General features: G+C 58.0%; 15 protein-coding genes. 5 read left to right on the forward strand and 10 right to left on the reverse strand.

The annotated features are described in order from the left end of the window. Window positions 1-30 precede the first annotated feature (30 nt). Both leuE and RSQ48_RS13610 read right to left on the reverse strand, forming a co-directional pair. Complete coding sequence (gene leuE, locus RSQ48_RS13605; RefSeq protein ID WP_240209503.1) at window positions 31-666, reverse strand: leucine efflux protein LeuE; 636 nt, start codon at window positions 664-666, stop codon at window positions 31-33. A gap of 146 nt (window positions 667-812) precedes the next feature. Beyond that, window positions 813-2,336, reverse strand: a complete 1,524-nt coding sequence (locus RSQ48_RS13610; RefSeq protein WP_003802309.1) for an acetyl-CoA hydrolase/transferase family protein — start codon at window positions 2,334-2,336, stop codon at window positions 813-815. A 262-nt stretch (window positions 2,337-2,598) separates the two neighbouring features. Here RSQ48_RS13610 and RSQ48_RS13615 point away from each other — a divergent pair, with 262 nt between their 5' ends. Next, window positions 2,599-3,504 carry a LysR family transcriptional regulator gene (locus RSQ48_RS13615; protein ID WP_003802311.1) on the forward strand — a complete coding sequence of 302 codons (906 nt, stop codon included), beginning with the start codon at window positions 2,599-2,601 and terminating at the stop codon, window positions 3,502-3,504. Between the two features lie 254 nt (window positions 3,505-3,758). Here RSQ48_RS13615 and RSQ48_RS13620 read toward each other — a convergent pair whose 3' ends face one another. The 4 genes from RSQ48_RS13620 to RSQ48_RS13635 all read right to left on the reverse strand — a co-directional run bounded on the left by RSQ48_RS13620 (window position 3,759) and on the right by RSQ48_RS13635 (window position 8,450). After that, entirely contained in the window at window positions 3,759-3,995 is a 237-nt protein-coding gene (locus RSQ48_RS13620) for a hypothetical protein (protein ID WP_003802313.1), read from the reverse strand. A gap of 554 nt (window positions 3,996-4,549) precedes the next feature. Further along, entirely contained in the window at window positions 4,550-6,142 is a 1,593-nt protein-coding gene (gene ahpF, locus RSQ48_RS13625; protein ID WP_003802315.1) for an alkyl hydroperoxide reductase subunit F, read from the reverse strand. A gap of 116 nt (window positions 6,143-6,258) precedes the next feature. Continuing rightward, complete coding sequence (ahpC, locus tag RSQ48_RS13630; RefSeq protein WP_003802317.1) at window positions 6,259-6,822, reverse strand: alkyl hydroperoxide reductase subunit C; 564 nt, start codon at window positions 6,820-6,822, stop codon at window positions 6,259-6,261. A 191-nt stretch (window positions 6,823-7,013) separates the two neighbouring features. Continuing rightward, window positions 7,014-8,450 carry a PLP-dependent aminotransferase family protein gene (locus RSQ48_RS13635; protein ID WP_415301889.1) on the reverse strand — a complete coding sequence of 479 codons (1,437 nt, stop codon included), beginning with the start codon at window positions 8,448-8,450 and terminating at the stop codon, window positions 7,014-7,016. A 150-nt stretch (window positions 8,451-8,600) separates the two neighbouring features. Here RSQ48_RS13635 and RSQ48_RS13640 point away from each other — a divergent pair, with 150 nt between their 5' ends. The 4 genes from RSQ48_RS13640 to RSQ48_RS13655 all read left to right on the forward strand — a co-directional run bounded on the left by RSQ48_RS13640 (window position 8,601) and on the right by RSQ48_RS13655 (window position 12,637). Continuing rightward, window positions 8,601-9,491 carry a DMT family transporter gene (locus RSQ48_RS13640; protein WP_003802320.1) on the forward strand — a complete coding sequence of 297 codons (891 nt, stop codon included), beginning with the start codon at window positions 8,601-8,603 and terminating at the stop codon, window positions 9,489-9,491. Between the two features lie 186 nt (window positions 9,492-9,677). Next, window positions 9,678-10,415, forward strand: a complete 738-nt coding sequence (locus tag RSQ48_RS13645; protein WP_415301890.1) for a phosphoadenylyl-sulfate reductase — start codon at window positions 9,678-9,680, stop codon at window positions 10,413-10,415. A gap of 9 nt (window positions 10,416-10,424) precedes the next feature. Further along, window positions 10,425-11,336: a sulfate adenylyltransferase subunit CysD gene (gene cysD, locus RSQ48_RS13650; protein WP_415301891.1), complete on the forward strand. Its 912-nt coding sequence runs from the start codon at window positions 10,425-10,427 to the stop codon at window positions 11,334-11,336. Further along, on the forward strand, window positions 11,336-12,637 hold the full coding sequence (locus RSQ48_RS13655) for a GTP-binding protein (protein ID WP_059318308.1): 1,302 nt from the start codon (window positions 11,336-11,338) through the stop codon (window positions 12,635-12,637). The genes cysD and RSQ48_RS13655 overlap by 1 nt, the downstream gene beginning before the upstream one ends. 48 nt (window positions 12,638-12,685) lie before the next feature. On the opposite strand, the gene RSQ48_RS13660 is transcribed toward RSQ48_RS13655, so the two are convergent. From RSQ48_RS13660 to RSQ48_RS13675, 4 genes are all read right to left on the reverse strand, one after another. After that, window positions 12,686-14,089 (reverse strand): amino acid permease, encoded by a 1,404-nt coding sequence (locus RSQ48_RS13660; RefSeq protein ID WP_415301892.1) that lies wholly within the window; start codon window positions 14,087-14,089, stop codon window positions 12,686-12,688. A gap of 173 nt (window positions 14,090-14,262) precedes the next feature. Then, window positions 14,263-15,792 (reverse strand): aldehyde dehydrogenase family protein, encoded by a 1,530-nt coding sequence (locus RSQ48_RS13665; RefSeq protein ID WP_415301893.1) that lies wholly within the window; start codon window positions 15,790-15,792, stop codon window positions 14,263-14,265. A 156-nt stretch (window positions 15,793-15,948) separates the two neighbouring features. Continuing rightward, a complete protein-coding gene (locus tag RSQ48_RS13670) occupies window positions 15,949-17,253 on the reverse strand; it encodes an NAD(P)/FAD-dependent oxidoreductase (RefSeq protein ID WP_003802331.1) in 1,305 nt (434 codons plus the stop codon). Continuing rightward, a complete protein-coding gene (locus RSQ48_RS13675) occupies window positions 17,250-18,638 on the reverse strand; it encodes a VOC family protein (protein ID WP_003802333.1) in 1,389 nt (462 codons plus the stop codon). The genes RSQ48_RS13670 and RSQ48_RS13675 overlap by 4 nt, the downstream gene beginning before the upstream one ends. Window positions 18,639-18,772: the final 134 nt, after the last annotated feature.

An 18,772-nucleotide genomic window follows, 5' to 3' on the forward strand; every position in this document is an offset into this window, starting at 1 on the left:
TCAGAACGGCTGCGCTCTGAGACGTCCGGTTCAGTCGCCGATCATGCGGGCGGCAAAGCCCATGAACAGGAGCCCCACCGAGCCATTGCCCATGCGGGACAAACGCTGATGACGTCGAAACATTCCTGCCAGGCGGTCACCGCCAAAAATCAGCAAAGACAAATAGCAAATGCTGATGATCTCCACCACCAGGCCCAGCACCATAAAGGCCAAGCCCGTGTGACCTTTGGAGGGGTCCACAAACTGCACAAAAAAGGACAGGAAAAACAGGATGGCCTTGGGGTTTAACAAGCTCAGCAGCAAGGCTTTGCGGAAACGGGTTTCGTGACGCAGGCGCGTGTCCACGGACTGCACTGCCCCCCCTTGCCGAAAGGCCGACTGCAAGAGCCGCAAACCCAGATACAGCAAATAAGCGGCACCGAGCCACCGTATGCCCGTATACAACATCGGCAGTGTCTTGAGCAGCGAGGCAGCGCCCAAGGCGGTCAGCGTCATTAAAATACCATCGCCCACCACCACGCCCAAGGCCGCTTTATAGCCTTCGCGCACACCGTGACCGGCGCCACTGGCCAACACGTACAAAGAATTGGGGCCAGGCAAAAGCACGATGACCACCGTGCCCACAACAAACGCCCAGAAATTGACTACACCGATTTGCTCAAGCACGCCAGCCTCGCTAAACGCAGCACAATCTGCAATTTTAGCGCTAAAAAAATGCCCCTGGCACGGGTGGAATGCCAGGGGCGATCAGGTCAGCTTGTAAGGTCTGCGTCGCCGGACTGACTCGGCCACGCATTACCCGACCTGATGGACTACACGGCAAGGAGCTCCTGCGTGTGGAACTGCTCCTGTTTCATGGTGCCCTCTTGCTGAAAACGAACATGCCAGGACAACGCTTCTTCCAGGATATGGGGCGTATGGCCGCCACGCTGACTGGCGCGTTCAAGATAATCCAGCAAAGCAGGACGATAGTCTGGGTGAGCACATTTTTCGATGATGACGCGGGCCCGCTCCCGAGGCGCCAAACCGCGCAAATCCGCCAGGCCCCATTCAGACACCAATACCGCCACGTCATGCTCGCAATGGTCTACATGCGAGACCATGGGCACGACACTGGAGATGGCGCCGTCTTTGGCCACGGACTTGCTGACAAAAATGGACAAATGCGCATTACGGGCAAAGTCACCGGAGCCGCCAATGCCATTCATCATGTGCGTGCCGCAAACGTGGGTGGAGTTCACATTGCCGTAGATATCAAACTCCAGGGCCGTGTTGATCGCGATAATACCCAGGCGGCGAACCAGCTCTGGGTGATTGCTGATTTCCTGTGGACGCAAGACCAGCTTGTCGCGATAGTTTTCCAACCCCTCCAGAAACTGGGCCATCTTGGGAGCCGACAAGGTCAAGGAAGAGGCAGAGGCAAAGCTCAACTGGCCCGAATCCAGCATGGCAATTGCGCTGTCTTGCAGCACCTCCGAGTACATCTGCATGTCCGTGAAAGGCGAATCCAGCAAACCATAGGTCACGGCGTTGGCAATCGTCCCGATACCGACCTGCAAAGGCAGCAGGGAATGACTCATACGACCCGCATCGACCTCTGCTTTCAGAAATTCGATAATGTGGCCGGCGATGGCCTGGGTTTCCTGGTCAGGGGGCAGCACGCTGGAGGGACTGTCCAAAGCGTCGGTCACTACGATACCCACGATACGGGCAGGATCAACCTCAATCGCGGTGGTGCCAATGCGTTGGTCAACATCGGTCAATTCAATAGGCTGACGATGGGGGCGGGCCTGGGGTACATAAATATCGTGCAGACCTTCCATTTCCACCGGCATGCTCAGGTTCAGCTCGACAATGATCTGACTGGCCTGCTGAGCGAAACTGGCCGAGTTGCCAACCGAAGTGGTGGGCACAATCGCGCCAGTCTCGGTAATGGCGACGGCCTCAATCACCGCGATATCAATCGCAGGCAGATTGCCCGAACGCATGTGCTCGACGGTCAAGGACAAGTGCTGATCCGTAAACAGGACCTTGCCTTCATTGATATGACGGCGCAACACTGAATCTACTTGAAACGGCGAACGACGGGCGAGCACACCTGCTTGCGCCATCAAACCGTCGCTATCATTCCCCAGCGAGGCGCCGGTTACCACATTCAGTTTTAATGGCTCGGTGCGGGCGCGCTCGGCCAAAGCTCGAGGCATGACCTTACAGTCCCCGGCACGGGTAAAGCCGCTCATCCCGACATTCATCCCGTCCTTGAAGAAGGCGACGGCCTCCTGAGCGGTCATGACTTTGCCTTCCAACCCGGGGAAACGAATGCGATCCTTGAACATCGTGTGCTCCTGTCTCTGTGTCATTGATCTACCTGCTGTTGCTTTCGGAAGGGGCCGGGGCCGAAAGCGCCAGGCGAGATCTTCACGCAACAGAACGACATCACGCTTTAAAAGTGGTGGCGGTAAGAGCCGGAAATAAAAAGCCGAAATCGCCCTGACAACAGGCGTTTATGTTTTTTGAACAAAGCCAGCATAGCATCGCCATAATGAATAAAATAACTGCACAAAAGTCGTAAAATTCATAGAAAAAAGGACATTGAACATGGACATCCGGTCCTTAAGATACTTCATTGAAACCGTTAAACATCAAAGCTTTACACAGGCAGCGCAGAGCCTGAACGTGACGCAGTCAACCATCAGCAAGATGGTGAGACAACTGGAAGATGAGCTGGGGGAACCCTTGCTGATCCGCGATCACCGGCACCTGCAGCTGACCGATTGCGGCAAAGTGGTGCTGGAGCGCGGGCAGGAGGTATTGCAGAGCATGCAGGGACTGCTGCGAGAGGTGCACGAAGTGCAGGCTTTGCAGCGTGGCCGTCTGGATCTGGGCATTCCGCCCATGATTAATGTGCTGTTTACAGAAGTGCTCAAGACGTTCAAGAATCGGCACCCACGCATCGAGCTTATTTTGCACGAAGAGACCGGCATGGGAATTGAGCGCATGGTTGCCGCGGGCACGGTCGAAATGGGGTTGAGCATTTTGCCCCTGGGGCCCGAGTTAAATGTGTCGGCCACACCGGTGGCCAAGCATGCGGTCTGGGCGATTGGCCATAAAGACACGCTGCCCGCTGGACAAAAAACCATCAAACTGCGGGAGCTGGAAAAGCATCCTTTGATTTTTCTGGGCGAAGACTACGCCCTGACCCGCATGCTGCGGCGCACCTTTGCCCACGCGGGCTTGCAAATCAATATCGCTGCGCAGAGCAATCAATGGGATTGGGTCGCGTCCATGGCGCAAGCGGGCATGGGAGTGGCCTTGTTACCCCAGCCATTCCTGTCCCGGCTGGAACCGGGCGATTGGCTTGCCAAAGAGGTGGTGGAGCCTGGACTGAACTGGGAAGTGGCTCTGCTCTGGAATGGGCGCTATCTGTCGCAGGCGGCCAGGGCCTGGCTGCAAGTTTGCAGCGATGTGCTGGGTGGAAACTGGCCGGAGCTGGAGTGTGATTAATCATTAGAAAGGGGGATCGCCCCCCTCCTCGATTGCCGAGACAGCGCTTTACCTGTCTGCTCGTCATCGACGGTGTACCCGGGTCGCAACACAGACGACGTTGAGCGTGAATGCTCCGCTCCGTACCAGACAGCCAGTCTCAGCAAGCCACGGGGCGGAGCCGGCGCTTACGCAGGGTTTGGAAAGACTCATGCCCTTAGCAGACCGGGTAAGCGCAGCCTTGCGCAGACGCTTACCGTCAGCGTCAATCGACTCTATTTCACATAGTGCTCAATGGGTGAATGATCGTCCAGTCTCAACACCCGACCATCGATCAATAAGGACGGCAGCCGGGTGACACCAGCAGCAAGTGCATCCGCAACACACTCCTTCTGCTCCGAGAGATTGAACGCCTGATAGTGATGGGCAGGCGTGGAAAAGATCTGGCTCAGCAGCGTATTAATATCCAAGCAAATATTACAGCCATCATGAAAGAGTGTGACCTTGATCATTGAACGTCCTTTATGTGTAAGAGTCTCGATGCATGGGAAAACTCGCCGTCGTACCGGCCTGACCCGCTAAGCCTTAAGCCGGAACACCACGTCCCAGGGATCAGGGCTCAGGCCCACTCCCCGAGTCAAGGCCTCAGAAGGGAACCAAGCAAACCTCGATTATGTCCTGTGACAGAAAAGCATCATAGCAAAAATAAACCAATGGCAAGCTGCCCGTTCGTCTCAAATCGCTATCCGAGACTCCACATCATTCGGGCCGACCCGTGCTCCCGCAGCAAACCATCTGACGAGCGTTCCCACACACGTCCCTGGGCTTGCATGCTGAGAAACCTTACCGCCTCACACAGGGCCAGCCTGGACTTTCAGGCAGGCTTTGCAAGAGGGGCACAATCGCCTCTCATTCGACCCGCTTTGCACATGTCCACGCCAATACAAGCCATAGCGATGCAAAGCGCCTACCCAAGAGCAGGCGTTGCCAAAAGAACTGCATAAAAAAAGGGCCGCCCCAAACAGGGCGACCCTCTTGCACCAGCCAGTCCAATAATCAGAAAGACTTAAGCCGTTGCGTTTTCTACCACTGGCGCTTCAAGCTCGGCCGAACTGCGGATCAGGTAATCAAAAGCGCTCAAAGCCGCTTTGGCACCCTCACCGGCAGCAATCACGATCTGTTTGTACGGCACTGTTGTCACGTCCCCGGCGGCAAATACGCCCGCCAATGACGTGGCACCGCGTACATCGACCTCGATCTCGCCGTGGCGCGACAAGGCCACATCGCTACCTTTGAGCCATTCCGTGTTGGGCACCAGGCCAATCTGAACAAACACGCCATCCAGCTTCAGGCTCTTGGCTTGCTGAGTCGCACGATCCAGGTAGTTCAAACCGACCACCTTGGTGCCATCACCCAGCACTTCCGTAGTCTGAGCCTGCATGATGATGGTTACGTTAGGCAGGCTGCGCAACTTGTTCTGCAAGACCTGGTCAGCGCGCAAGGCATCGCCAAACTCGATCAGGGTGACATGCTTGACCAGACCGGCCAGGTCAATCGCAGCTTCAACGCCGGAATTACCGCCGCCCACCACTGCCACATCCTTGCCCTTGAACAAAGGACCATCACAGTGCGGGCAGTACGCCACGCCACGGTTACGGTAATCCTGTTCACCAGGCACGTTCAGTTCACGCCAGCGCGCACCTGTCGCCAAAATGACAGACTTGGCCTTGAGTTGAGCGCCGCCATCGACATCCACCACAATCTGCTTGCCTTCACGACGAATGCCCTGGGCACGGTGCAGATTCATGATGTCCACGTCGTACGTTTTAACGTGTTGCTCCAGCGCGGTCGCAAATGCAGGGCCATTGGTTTCGACAACCGAGATGTAGTTCTCGATCGACATGGTATCGAGCACCTGACCGCCAAAACGCTCGGCCAGCACACCCGTGCGGATTCCCTTGCGAGCGGCATACACGGCAGCGGCTGCACCGGCGGGTCCACCACCCACAATCAGCACATCAAATTCGTCCTTGGCATTCAAGGCTTCGGCACGAGCCGAGTTATCACCCGTATCCAGCTTGGCCAGCAATTCCTCGGCACTGGCACGACCCTGGTGGAACATTTCACCATTCAGGAACACGGCCGGAACCGACATGATGTTGCGCTGTTGGACTTCGTCCTGGAACAGGGCGCCATCAATTGCCACGTGCTTGATACGTGGGTTGATCACGGACATGGCGTTCAGAGCCTGAACCACGTCAGGACAGTTCTGGCACGACAGCGAGAAATAGGTTTCAAACACAAAGTCGCCGGGCAGATTACGGATCTGCTCAATCACAGCGGCATCCAGTTTGATCTCGTGACCACCGACTTGCAGCAGGGCCAGGATCAAAGAGGTAAATTCGTGTCCCATCGGAATACCCGCAAAGCTAACGCTAATATCGGTACCGGGACGGTTGATCTGGAAGGAAGGCTTGCGCTCTTGCGCATCCGCATCTTCACGATAGCTGGTCTTGTCGGACAGACCATCAATTTCTTGCAACAGTTCGCGCAGCTCGACGGACTTGGCGCCAGTATCCAGCGACGCAACGATCTCGATCGGTTGCGTGATCTTCTCGAGGTATGCCTTCAATTGAGTTTTGATGTTTGCATCTAACATGTGATACGCCCTTTATCCTGTACTGAACGAAACAACATAGGGTGCCTGAACCGGTCAGGCACCGGGGTGGCGGCGCAGCGCGCCGACCACCACTCAAGACTCGTGTTTAAACAGTCTTAGATCTTGCCAACCAGGTCCAGGGAAGGAGTCAGCGTCTTGGCGCCTTCTTCCCACTTGGCTGGGCAAACTTCACCGGGGTGAGCGGCGATGTACTGAGCAGCCTTCACTTTGCGCAGCAGCTCGGAAGCCACACGGCCGATACCGTTGTCGTGGATTTCCAGAACCTTGATTTCGCCTTCTGGGTTCACCACGAACGTGCCACGCAGAGCAATACCTTCTTCCTCAATTAGCACGCCAAAGTTGCGCGACAGTTGATGAGTGGGGTCACCAATCATGGGGTAGTTCACTTTGCCGATGGCTTCGGAGGTGTCGTGCCATGCTTTGTGAGCAAAGTGGGTGTCGGTGGACACGGAGTAGACCTCTACGCCCATTTTTTGGAATTCGGCGTAATGATCGGCCAGATCTTCCAGTTCGGTTGGGCAAACAAAGGTAAAGTCGGCTGGGTAGAAAACAAAAACAGCCCACTTACCGGCAACGGTTTCGTTGCTGACTTCGATAAATTTGCCGTTGTGAAAAGCGGTTGCTTTAAAAGGTTTGATGACGGTGTTGATCAAAGACATATTTGCTCCGGTGAGTGATTAATCATTGACAGTAAAGCCATTATAGGAAGCCCCTGTCAATTAGTAAAATTAATTAATGCAATAACGCTCATTGCTATTAGCTATCGCACGTCGCATAAAAATTTCTTTCTATGCAGCGCACAGACTTATGCTAACAGAGACAGATGACAGTGCAACTATCAGCACTCAAGCTATAAGGCTTCTGCGTTCGGCACGCTCGTCGCGATCCGCCTTGCCGTGGCCAAACAGCTGGCAAAATCGCTCCAAAAAGGGGCATCGTCGCCCAAGGAGACGTTGATGCGCATATAAGTAGATGGTTGCTGCTGCGGAGAAAACAAGGCCCCGGGAACGAGCAAGTGACCGGGGCGCCCCAACGCGCGCACCAGGCTTTCCGTATCCACCCCTGTATTCACCCAGACAAACATGCCCGCCTGCGCGGGAGCATCCGGTGTCAGGCCCAACTGAGCCAATTGTTCAAGCGTGCGCTGCCGGTCAGCGTCGGCATAACGACGCAGCCGGTCCAGATGTTTACGATAGGGCCCGTCTACCAACACCCGGTGGATCACGCGCTCACTCAATTCGGGCGAGGTCAGACCCGCCAGCATCTTCAGATTCACCAGCGACCGCAGCAACTCGGGGGCGGCCGCCATATAGGCCACCCGCAACCCTGCGGCCATGACCTTGGAATACCCTCCTACCAAGGTGACGCGCTTGAGCTGATCGAGCTGAGCCAGACGGCACGCGGGGTGGGCGTGCAACTCGCTATAGGTATCGTCCTCAATGATGTGAAAACCCCAGGTCTGGGCCAAGGTCAAAATACCGTGCGCAACCGCCGGGCTCAGGCTAAAGCCGGTAGGGTTGTGCACGACGGTATTCAAAATAACCAGCCGGGGGCGATGGTCGCGCGCCAATTGTTCCAGTACAGCCAGATCAGGGCCGTCCGCCCGGCGCGGCACACTGAGCACGCGCACATCCACGACTGCCAGACGGGCAAAGAGCAAATACCAGGCAGGGTCCTCGACCACCACGGCATCGCCAGGTCGCAGCCAATGACGCAATAGCAAGTCCAATGCCTGCGTCACACCACTGCACAATAAAAGCTGCGTGTCGGGGTCTGCCGGTATGCCACTGTCTTCGAGCTGCCCCGCGATATGCTGCCGCAAGGGCCGGTAGCCGTGAGAATGGCCATACCCCAGCAAACTGGAACCCGCACTGCGACTGACTTGCCGCAAGGCAGCCAGGATCATGTCGTTATCGAGCCACTGGCGCGGAATGCCCGCGTTGTCGCTATTGCCCATAAAGCTGTTGAGCATCCAGTTGACATCGATTTTGCACGGCTCTTTTTTCTGTACCTGCAAGGACTCCGAGCGCAAGCGCCGTGGACTGCGCACCCGTACAAAAAAGCCAGAACCGGGCCGCGACTCCACCAAACCCAAGGCCATCAACTTCTCGTAGGCCGCCACCACGGTGTGAGGACTGACCCCGGTGGACTGCGCCAGTCGGCGCACCGAGGGTAGACGGCTACCGCCCCGATATCGCAAATGCAAGGCCTGCTGCACCCACGCAACCAGTTGATCGCTGAGCGTGACATCCGAACCGCGTACGGGCTCCCAATCCATCCATTCCATCGTGCCGACCTTTCGAAAGAGTGCTGACTGTAACGCCTGCCTGAACAGTACAGTCTAGTTACCGATCGCCGAACTGTACTGCCACTGTATTGGCTATTTATTTTAAGCTCAATGTTGTGATAAACCTATTTCCTGACCGTGGTGATATTCATGAACCGCAGCACCAGCCTTCCCATGCCCACTGCCGCTCCCGCCTTGCTGACCTACCTCTACGCCTTTATCGGCGTTACCGTCTTTGCCTTTACCTTGCCCATGACGCGGCTGGCAGTGCAAAGCTTTGATCCCTGGCTGATCGGAATGGCACGAGCCAGTATCGCCGGGGTGTTTGCGGCCATCATTTTGCTGGCCACCCGCAGCCGTCGCCCCACTGCGTCGGAATGGCGCGGCATCGCCCTGTCCTGTACCGGTGTGATCGTAGGCTGGCCCGTGTTTTCCTCGATTGCCATGCAGACAGTGCCGTCTTCGCACGGAGCCGTGTTAAGCGGGCTGATTCCTTTGGCGACCGCCATTGTTGCCTCTGCCCGCAGCGGAGACCCCTTGAGCCGCCGCTTCTGGATGTTGAGCCTGCTGGGTGCCGTACTGGTTCTACTCTATGCTTTCTATATTGGTGAAGGCGCCCTGCAAACCGGCGATATCTGGCTGGCCCTGGCCGTCTTCATGTCTGGCGTGGGCTATGCCGAAGGTGGCCGTGTGGCTCGAACCCTGGGTGGCTGGCGCACTATTTGCTGGTGCCTGGCGGCCAGCCTGCCGCTCACCATTCCTGCCACCCTGTGGCTGGCCTTTCCCATGGCAGAGATGCCTTCTTCCCACTCTGTCCTGGCCCTGCTCTATCTGGCCCTGTTTTCATCCTTGCTGGGGTTTTTCCCCTGGTACAAGGCCATGGCCCTGGGTGGGGTCGCTCGTATTGGACAGGTGCAACTGGCCCAGCCTTTTCTGACTGTGCTCATCTCGGCCGTATGGTTGAGCGAACGTGTGGATCTGCTGACCTGGCTCTCGTGCATCGTCATCATCGCCATTATTGCCGCCAGCCGCCGCGCCTGAAAATACCATGACAAGGCGGCTAAATACAGCAGGGGCATATTCACCTAACTAATACTTCGTTCCCAGCGTGGGCTCGCGCAAGCACACTGGCTCATCATCCCATGAACCATGTAAGGCAATAGCGCGGCCCACGTGACTCCGTTTTGAGCCGGGCCGGCACTGGTATTGCCACAAGGACAGTCGATCATGCCCGCCCAAGCCCCTGCCGCGCTTGCCCTGAGCGCCCGGCCCCTGATGCTGTGGAAACAACTGCGCGACGATCTGCAAGTCATCGCGCACGAACATGCTGATGCCGTTCTGGCCAGTTCCCTGGCCGCGGAAGACATGGTGTTGTTTCATGCCATGTCCATCTACACCCCCAAGCTAGAAACCGTCACCCTGGATACCGGTCGTCTGCACGCAGAGACCTTGCAGTTGGGGCGCGACATCCAGCAACACTACGAACGCCCTATCCTGTTTTTTCACCCTGACCCGGACCGGGTGCAGGAACACGTCACCACGCATGGCACACACGCTTTTTACGAAAGCGTGGAACTGCGCAAAGAATGCTGCGCGATCCGCAAAGTGGAACCGCTGCGCCGTGCCTTGCAAGGCCGATCGGCCTGGATCACCGGCCAGCGTCGCGAACAGACCGCCAGCCGCATCGAGCTGTCCAGCAAGGAATACGACAGCGTCTTCGGGCTGCAGAAATTCAACCCCTTGATCGAATGGACGCAGGACGATGTCTGGGCCGTGATCCGCGGACTGAGCATCCCTTACAACCCACTGCACGACCAGGGCTACCCCTCCATAGGCTGCGAGCCCTGTACGCGCGCCATTCGTCCCGGTGAAGACGTGCGCGCCGGGCGCTGGTGGTGGGAACAGCGCGACAGCCTGGAATGCGGCCTGCACGCCAGCAATCTGAATACCCGTGTCAACACCTGAAGGAACCCCATGGGCGAACCACTCTCTACCCGTACTCACCTGGACTGGCTGGAAGCCGAAGCCATTTTCATTCTGCGCGAAATCGCAGCTGAAGCTGAAAAACCCGTGCTGCTGTTCTCCGGCGGCAAGGACTCGGCCGTTCTGCTGCAACTGGCCCAGAAAGCCTTTGCGCCCGGCCCACTGCCGTTTCCCTTGTTGCACGTGGACACCGGCCACAACTATCCGGAAGTCATCGAATTTCGAGATCGCCGCGCCGCTGAACTGAACGCCGAACTGATTGTGCGCAGCGTGGAAGAGTCCATCGCGCGTGGCACCGTGGTGCTGCGCAACGAAACCGCCAGCCGCAACGGTGCCCAAGCCGTCACCTTGCTGGAAGCCATTGCCGAATTTGGCTTTGATGCCTGTTTCGGTGGTGCCCGCCGTGACGAAGAAAAAGCGCGCGCCAAAGAGCGCATCGTGTCCTTTCGCGACGAATTCGGCCAATGGGACCCCAAAGCGCAACGCCCCGAGCTGTGGCACCTGTTCAACACCCGCATCCACAAAGGCGAGAACCTGCGCGTTTTCCCGATTTCCAACTGGACCGAGCTGGATGTGTGGCAATACATCCAGCGTGAGGCGATTGATCTGCCATCCATCTACTACACCCACTCCCGTGAGGTGGTGGAGCGCCAGGGCCTGATCGTTCCCATCACCCCGCTGACTCCCTTGCTGGAGGGTGAGACCTCCGCATGGCGCGACGTGCGTTTTCGCACCGTAGGCGATATTTCCTGCACCTGCCCCGTACTCTCTACCGCCGCGTCCGTGCAGGACATTATTGCTGAAACCGCCTTGGCCACCATTACCGAGCGCGGTGCCACCCGCATGGATGACCAGACTTACGAAGCCTCCATGGAACACCGCAAGAAACAAGGATATTTCTAATGAACACCGTCAATGACGCCTGGCTGCAGGCTGCCGATCAGGGCGTGCTGCGCCTGATTACCGCTGGCTCCGTGGACGACGGCAAATCCACCCTGATTGGCCGTCTGCTGGTTGACAGCCAGGGCGTATTTGCCGACCAGATTGCGGCTATTCAGCGCTCCAAGTACAAGCGCGGCGACGATGCCGAACCCGATCTGGCCTTGCTGACTGACGGCCTGGAGGCCGAGCGCGAACAAGGTATTACCATTGATGTGGCCTATCGCTACTTTGCCACGCCCAAACGCAAGTTCATCGTGGCCGACACGCCGGGACACGAGCAATACACCCGTAACATGATTACGGGTGCCTCCACCGCCCAGGCGGCCATCATCCTGATTGATGCGCACCGCGCCAAAGACGGAGAGTTACTGACCCAGACCAAGCGCCACAGCACCGTTGCTAAACTGCTGGGCCTGCGTCATATCGTGGTGGCGGTGAACAAGATGGACCTGGTCGATTGGGACCAAGCCGTGTTCGAGCGCATCCATCAAGCCTACCGCCAGTTGGCCACGCAGCTGGGTATCGAACACTTCCATATCATTCCGCTCTCGGCCCTGAAAGGCGAGAACATCACCCAGGCATCGCCGCACACACCTTGGTATCAAGGCTTGCCCCTGCTGCCTTTGCTCGAATCGCTGGATCTGCGCGAGAACATTCAGCGCCCTGCCCGTTTGTTTGTGCAATGGGTGGCGCGTCATGGTGGCAGCAGCGCCGATGGCTTTCGGGGCTATGCTGGTCAGCTCAGCGGTGGCCGCCTGCAGGTGGGTGATAGCGTTCAGGTATGGCCCAGCGCCAAAACCGCACTTATCACCCAGCTCTTTCGCGCGGGCCAGGAGCAGATCCGGGTCAGCGACGGAGACGCCGTCACTGTGGTGCTGGATCGAGAACTGGATATTTCGCGCGGCGATTTATTCACATTGGCCCACGATCCCGTTAGCACCAGCAAACGATTTGATGCACAGCTATGTTGGCTGGACGAGCAGGCTCTCAACACCTCCCGTTCCTACTGGCTCAAACAGGGAACACGGCTGACGCAGGCCAAGGTGCAGGCGGTACATGCCTTGCGCGACGTACACAGCCTGCAAGAGCAGCAGGCAGCCGACACCCTGTCCTTGAATGATATTGGCCGCGTCAGTCTGGTCAGTCGGGACCCGCTGGTGCTGGACGACTATCAGGATCATTCCAGCACGGGCTCTTTCATCTTGATCGACCCCAGCACCAACCAGACCGTCGCTGCCGGACTCGTTCAAAAGGCTGCATGACATCCGCTGTGCGGCAGGACCTGTGCCTGCCGCATTGCGTGCCTGAGGTTACAAGGACCATCCCTGCCGCATCTGCCCAGCCTGGCGGGCACCACGTCGAAGCCTGATAAACGCCGCCAGCACAATGCAGGCGCTGACCCCTAAAGTCATGGCCAACTGGTAACGGTAGGCCTCCACCATCGCCATATACACCAGCACCGCCAGGATCAAGATGATGGACAAATAGGTCAGCCAGGGAAAAAGCCACATCTTGAAGGGCAGGTCTATGCCTTTTTTTTCCGCTTCGCGCCGCGACAATAGCTGGGACACTGCAATCACCAGATAGACCAGCAAGGCGATGGCCCCGGTGGTCGAGAGCAAGAAGGAAAATACCTGGCCGGGCAAGAGGTAGTTCACCAAACACCCTGCAAAGCCGGCCAAGGTCGAGACAAGCACCGCGTTATAAGGGACACCTTTGGGCGAAACCCGGGCAATACAAGCCGGAGCGTCGCCACGGACGGACAGGGAATAGATCATTCGAGAGGCCGTATACAGGCCGGAATTCATGCAGGAGGTCACGGCGATCAAGACCACCACATCCACCAGCAATTTGGCCTGGGGCAGTTGCAACACTTCCAAGGTACGCTGAAATGAACCCACCTGCGTGAGCCTGGGATCGTCATACCCCACAATCAAGACAATCAAGGAAATCGACAGCACATAAAACAAGGAGATTCGGTAGACCACCAGGTTAGTCGCCTTACGTATTTTTTCCTGAGGCTTATCCGTTTCGGCTGCGGCAATCGTCACAATTTCCGCCCCAAAAAATGAAAACATCGTAATCAAAATACCTGCCAGCACCGCCCCCATGCCCTGCGGCGCGAAGTTGCTGAACACGGGAACCATGGGTACCTTGCCCCCCTCGACCCACGGCCAAAAACCGGTCAGGGCGCACAGGCAAGCCACAATAAACACAATGATTGCCAACACCTTGATCAAGGCGAACCAGAATTCAAACTCGCCAAAATTCTTGACGCTAAACAGATTGGTCGCCGACAAGGCAACCATAATGACAACCGAAAACACCCACGAGGGTATATCCGGCATCCATTGATGCAGGATGTCGGCACCGGCAATGGCCTCGACCGGAATAATCAACCCCCAGAACCACCAGTACAACCAGCCAATGGAAAAGCCCGCCCACGGCCCGATCGCCCGCGCGGCATAGGTGGAGAATGAACCGCTGTCCGGGTTGGCCACGGCCATCTCGCCCAGCATGCGCATCACTAGCAGCACCAGGGCTCCCGTCAATATGTAAGACAATACCGCCGCGGGTCCGGTTTTCGCGATGGCATTGGCGGAGCCAATAAAAAGTCCAGCGCCGATAATCCCCGCAATCGAAATCATGGACATCTGTCTTGAGTTCAGGCCGTGCGCGAGCGCGCCCCGACCTGCCTGATCAGGCATAGTCATTCTTGTCTCCTCGCTTTTTTATTTCATGGCGGCACCAGCCGAGCCCGCCTGAGATGCCCTTGCGATAGGCTTGGCCGATCAGGGGCACCTCTTATCCATGAGCACCACCCTGTGCGGGTCGCAGGCCCTGCCGATCAGCGGTCAGGGCCGTCTTTCTGAGCACTCGAACAGGGTCAGAGGTCGAACTTCACGCCTTGCGCCAAAGGCAGTTCCCGTGAATAGTTGATCGTGTTGGTCGCCCGGCGCATGTAGGCGCGCCAGGCATCGGAGCCGGACTCACGGCCCCCGCCGGTTTCCTTGTCACCGCCAAAGGCACCACCAATCTCGGCTCCCGAAGTCCCGATATTGACGTTGGCAATACCACAGTCAGAACCACTGGCCGAGAGAAACGCCTCGGTTTCACGCAAGTCCTTACTGAAAATCGCGGACGACAAACCTTGTGGCACATCGTTTTGCAGGGCCAGCGCCTCGGACAGCTCCTCATAGCGCAGCACATACAAAATGGGCGCAAAGGTTTCCTGCCGGACCGTGTCGGTCTGCCTATCCATTTCCACGATGGCAGGCCTGACGTAATACGCTGAGGGAAACTCGTCCTGCAACACTCGCTCCCCACCCGTAACCCGCCCGCCCTGTGCGCGGGCTGCCTCCAAGGCCGCCTGCATCGCCTCAAAAGCAGCCTGATCGACCAGCGGTCCCAGCAGCGTTCCCTCCTGCAAGGGATTACCGATCCGGAGCCTGCCATAGACCTGTTTGAGGCGTTCCACCAGTTGATCACTGATACTGCGATGCACAATCAAACGTCGTGTACTGGTACAGCGCTGCCCTGCCGTACCCACAGCCGCAAAAACAATGCCTCGCACCGCCAGATCCAGATCCGCATTAGGCGTGACGATAACCGCGTTATTGCCACCCAGCTCCAGCAGAACGCGACCGAAACGACGCGCCACACGAGGGCCCACCTCCCGTCCCATGCGTGTGCTACCGGTGGCCGACACCAGCGCCACCCGAGCATCATCCACCAGGATCTCACCCGGCTCGCGCCCACCGATCAGTACCTGGCTCAGATGCGCGGGCCCGTCTTGGAAACGCGCCATGGCTCGCTCAAAGACTGCCTGGCAAGCCAAAGCGGACAACGGTGTTTTCTCCGAGGGTTTCCAAACGACGGCATCCCCGCACACCAGCGCCAAAGCGGTATTCCAGGCCCACACCGCCATCGGAAAATTGAAGGCCGTAATCACACCGACCACGCCCAGGGGATGCCAGGTTTCCATCATGCGGTGACCGGGCCGTTCAGAAGCAATGGTCAAACCATAGAGCTGTCGGGACAGTCCCACGGCAAAATCGCAGATATCAATCATTTCCTGGACTTCACCCAGACCCTCACTCGTGATTTTTCCGGCCTCCAGAGAAATCAACTGTCCCAAAGCCTGTTTTTCGGCCCGCAGCTCCTGACCCAGCAGGCGGACCAGTTCCCCTCGTACTGGAGCCGGGACAGTACGCCAGGTCTGCCAGGCCTGATGGGCACGGGCAATGGCCTCTTTGACCTCCTCGCTGCCGTGAGGTCGCAGTTGGGCCAATTGGCTGCCATCAATAGGCGAGCGTACCGACATGCCCTGCTGGAAATCGAGAGCGGTCGTCACGCCCAGTCGGGCCAAAATGGAATGCGCGAGTTCGCTGGTATGCGCCGTGGCTGTGTAAGTCATGCTTGTACCCCCTAAAAAAGTGCGGAAGATCGGCCTGCAAAAGCCCTCCCCTTCCTGAACATAAAGCGTCAGCCTTCGGGACAGGCAGGTCTGCCGCTATCGCCAGCAGGCCACTGCGTAACCCAAGGTTTGTCATCGGCTGAACGATCGACAATCTCAAGATCGGCGCTGTCCCGACAGGCTGCGGGCACCGACAAAATGCGCCAACTGCGCCCCGTATTCATAGCCCGCCTCCTTCAAGGGTTTACATGAAACCGGTTTGAGCGCAGACACAGGCAGGGGCAAGTCCTGCACCTTGCTCCGCCCCACGATCAAATTCGCCAGTTCGCGCCCAAAGACCGTGCCGGGGGCAATGCCTCGCCCGTTATAGCCGCTAAAGGACCAGACCTGCCGCCCCAACTGGTGCAGACGCGGCACGGCATCCGACGTCATGCCTATCCACCCATACCACTCATAATCAAACTGCACCTGCTTCAGGGCCGGAAACAGCTGCCGCAAGGCACGTTGTGCCCAGGCCTTGTGCACTGAGCGCCCACGGTCGCGCAATGCCCCCACACTGCCAAAAACCAGGCGTCCGGCCTGATCGAAACGGTAGGAAGACAGAACCGAACGCGTATCCCAGACCCCCTGCTTTCCCGGCAGAATCTGGGCGCGCAGCGCGGCATCCAGGGGTTGCGTGGCCACATTGAAATACGGCAGACGCACCAATTCTGCAGGCAAGGCGGGCCAGACATCACTGGTGTAAGCATTGGTCGCCACAATCACCCACGGCGCCAGCACCTGGCCATCCTCGGTCTGCAGCACCCAGTGCGTGCGGCCGTCCTCAACCCGTCTGACCGCAGTTTGCTCATAGATGCGGGCCCCTGCTTGCATCGCGGCCCGCGCCAGACCCCGAACATAGGCCAAAGGTTGAATCGTGCCAGCACGCCGATCCAGCAAGGCCCCCGCATAGGCGGTGGTTCCCGTTGCCTCAGCCACCTGTATTTGATCGAGCAACTCGACTGGCGCCCCAAGCTGCTGCCATTGGCGCCAACGCTCACGGATATTGCGTAGACCACCCGCCCCTACCGCACAATGCAAGGTACCGGCCTGCACGGCCTGACAATCCATCCGGTGCTGGGCCACCAGCTCATACACCGCCGCCGGTGCCCCACTTAACAAATGCAGCAGGCGATCTCCGTAAGGCGAGCCCACTGTCTTGAGCAGCGTTTCCGGTTCAAGCCACAGGCCCGCATTGACCAGACCCACGTTTCGTCCCGATCCCCCAAAACCGATCTGCGCCCCTTCCAGCACGACGACCCGAACCCCGGCCTGCGCCAGATGCAAAGCAGCAGACAAACCGGTAAAGCCCGCACCCATAATGGCGACATCGGCCTTAACGGAGCCTTGTAAGCGCTCACACGCCGGCGCGGGCGGCGCGGAAGCCTGCCACAGGCCGTGACTGCGCTCGTGCGCATTCATGCTTTTGACTTCGCAAGAAAACGTTGCTGCAACGCCTGCTCGGAGCGCGTCTGAGCAGCCTGGTACAGATCAATCTCATCAAGCACAGGACTGCCCAGGTTGCGTTCAAATTCCGCGCGAGCCGCCTGCGAGACATAGTTTTTTTGCTCCGCATCACCCAGGTTGGACTGAAAAATCCCCGCTGCGCTGACCGGCAGAAAATCTTCGTACGTAATCGGGCTTAGTGCGACCACCCCGCGCTTGACCAGATCAGGCAGGTCCCAGGGCCGGCCAGCGGCCACTTCTTGCTGCCAGACAACCGGGTCCCGTGGCTCAAACCGGAAAAAAGCCAGTCCACGTTCATACAGCTCATGCTCGTCATCCGGGAACTGAGTAAAGACATGCTGGAGACGCTCGGTGTACGTCTGCGTAGACCTTGCTTGCGACCCGAGTTCTCTGGCCTGCATCAGCAAAGAGTCGTAAAGTGCGCGGCCTGCCCGCGTCAAGGCCACACCACGTTGCTCGATCTCGCCAAAGCGCGCGGTATGGGAACCGGCCCGCGTCTGGCCGACAAACTCAATCTCCTCTTCCAAGGCCTTGAAGCTGGTCTGACGCAGCAGGATGGGGTTGCGCCGTCGCGGCGGGCCTTCGATCAACTCTTTGGCGGGAATGCCCCGTTGAGGCATCGCCTCTTGTACGGCGTCAATGTCCAGAGTTCTGGGCGTAAGGTGATTGATGTGCGGCCCCTTGAAGCACACAATATCGGCCAGCAGACGATGCGCTGCATAGAACTTGCGATAGGTGTCCTGATCAACAGTGGCTTGGCGATGCCAGCGAAAAACCTCCGTGGCCGCCGTTACAAACTCCTTGGCCTGCGGCTCGGTCAGTCCCCCTGCCGCCTGGGCTTGCGCGGCCAGCTCCAACAGCCCGGGTGGAAAAATCGATCGCTGCGACAAGATGGCGGCCGCCTGTTGGCGCAGGCTCACATCTTCGATCAGTTCCAGCCTGAGTAAAGAGGTAAATACCCGAAAAGGGTTGATCTGCAGTGCGTGCTCATCCACAGGGCGAAACGCGGTGGAATGAACCGGCACCCCCGCCACGGACAGATCGTAATAAGCCACGGGATACATGCCCATGACCGCAAAAATCTGGGCAATCCCTTTGAGCTCCGCTGCTGTTCCGACCCGAATCGCACCATGACGCTCCACCTCCAGGCGGGTCAGCTCCGAGTGCTGCCGCAAGTCGCGCTCCAGCGTCGGCTCCCGCTCGAGCACGGCGGCGTTGATCTCACGCACCAAGCTCAACAAGGCACCGTACTGCGGCACCTCTTGCTGATACATGGCCGACATGGCACGCGAGAACCGGGAACGGATTTCGTCCTTGGATATAAAAACAGAGGTGTCCATAAAACCACCAGCAAGTTGCCTGACCTGACGACACAGCAAGGTCAGTCCATGAGTGAATCACTCCCGCTTACCGGCATGCGCTATTTCACATCGCAGTCCGCGGCAGCCCATAATCCTATAAGCCTGAAATAGTC

This window comes from Alcaligenes sp. SJTW-7 (genome assembly GCF_047716895.1).
Classification (GTDB): domain Bacteria; phylum Pseudomonadota; class Gammaproteobacteria; order Burkholderiales; family Burkholderiaceae_B; genus Alcaligenes; species Alcaligenes ammonioxydans.

What these genes read in the sequence shown, in the direction of transcription:
- RSQ48_RS13610 (WP_003802309.1), bottom strand. Translation starts at nt 2,336, where the DNA reads ATGTTCAAGGATCGCATTCGTTTCCCCGGGTTGGAAGGCAAAGTCATG.
- RSQ48_RS13615 (WP_003802311.1), top strand. Translation starts at nt 2,599, where the DNA reads ATGGACATCCGGTCCTTAAGATACTTCATTGAAACCGTTAAACATCAA.
- RSQ48_RS13620 (WP_003802313.1), bottom strand. Translation starts at nt 3,995, where the DNA reads ATGATCAAGGTCACACTCTTTCATGATGGCTGTAATATTTGCTTGGAT.
- ahpF (WP_003802315.1), bottom strand. Translation starts at nt 6,142, where the DNA reads ATGTTAGATGCAAACATCAAAACTCAATTGAAGGCATACCTCGAGAAG.
- ahpC (WP_003802317.1), bottom strand. Translation starts at nt 6,822, where the DNA reads ATGTCTTTGATCAACACCGTCATCAAACCTTTTAAAGCAACCGCTTTT.
- RSQ48_RS13635 (WP_415301889.1), bottom strand. Translation starts at nt 8,450, where the DNA reads ATGGAATGGATGGATTGGGAGCCCGTACGCGGTTCGGATGTCACGCTC.
- RSQ48_RS13640 (WP_003802320.1), top strand. Translation starts at nt 8,601, where the DNA reads ATGAACCGCAGCACCAGCCTTCCCATGCCCACTGCCGCTCCCGCCTTG.
- RSQ48_RS13645 (WP_415301890.1), top strand. Translation starts at nt 9,678, where the DNA reads ATGCCCGCCCAAGCCCCTGCCGCGCTTGCCCTGAGCGCCCGGCCCCTG.
- cysD (WP_415301891.1), top strand. Translation starts at nt 10,425, where the DNA reads ATGGGCGAACCACTCTCTACCCGTACTCACCTGGACTGGCTGGAAGCC.
- RSQ48_RS13655 (WP_059318308.1), top strand. Translation starts at nt 11,336, where the DNA reads ATGAACACCGTCAATGACGCCTGGCTGCAGGCTGCCGATCAGGGCGTG.
- RSQ48_RS13660 (WP_415301892.1), bottom strand. Translation starts at nt 14,089, where the DNA reads ATGACTATGCCTGATCAGGCAGGTCGGGGCGCGCTCGCGCACGGCCTG.
- RSQ48_RS13665 (WP_415301893.1), bottom strand. Translation starts at nt 15,792, where the DNA reads ATGACTTACACAGCCACGGCGCATACCAGCGAACTCGCGCATTCCATT.
- RSQ48_RS13670 (WP_003802331.1), bottom strand. Translation starts at nt 17,253, where the DNA reads ATGAATGCGCACGAGCGCAGTCACGGCCTGTGGCAGGCTTCCGCGCCG.
- RSQ48_RS13675 (WP_003802333.1), bottom strand. Translation starts at nt 18,638, where the DNA reads ATGGACACCTCTGTTTTTATATCCAAGGACGAAATCCGTTCCCGGTTC.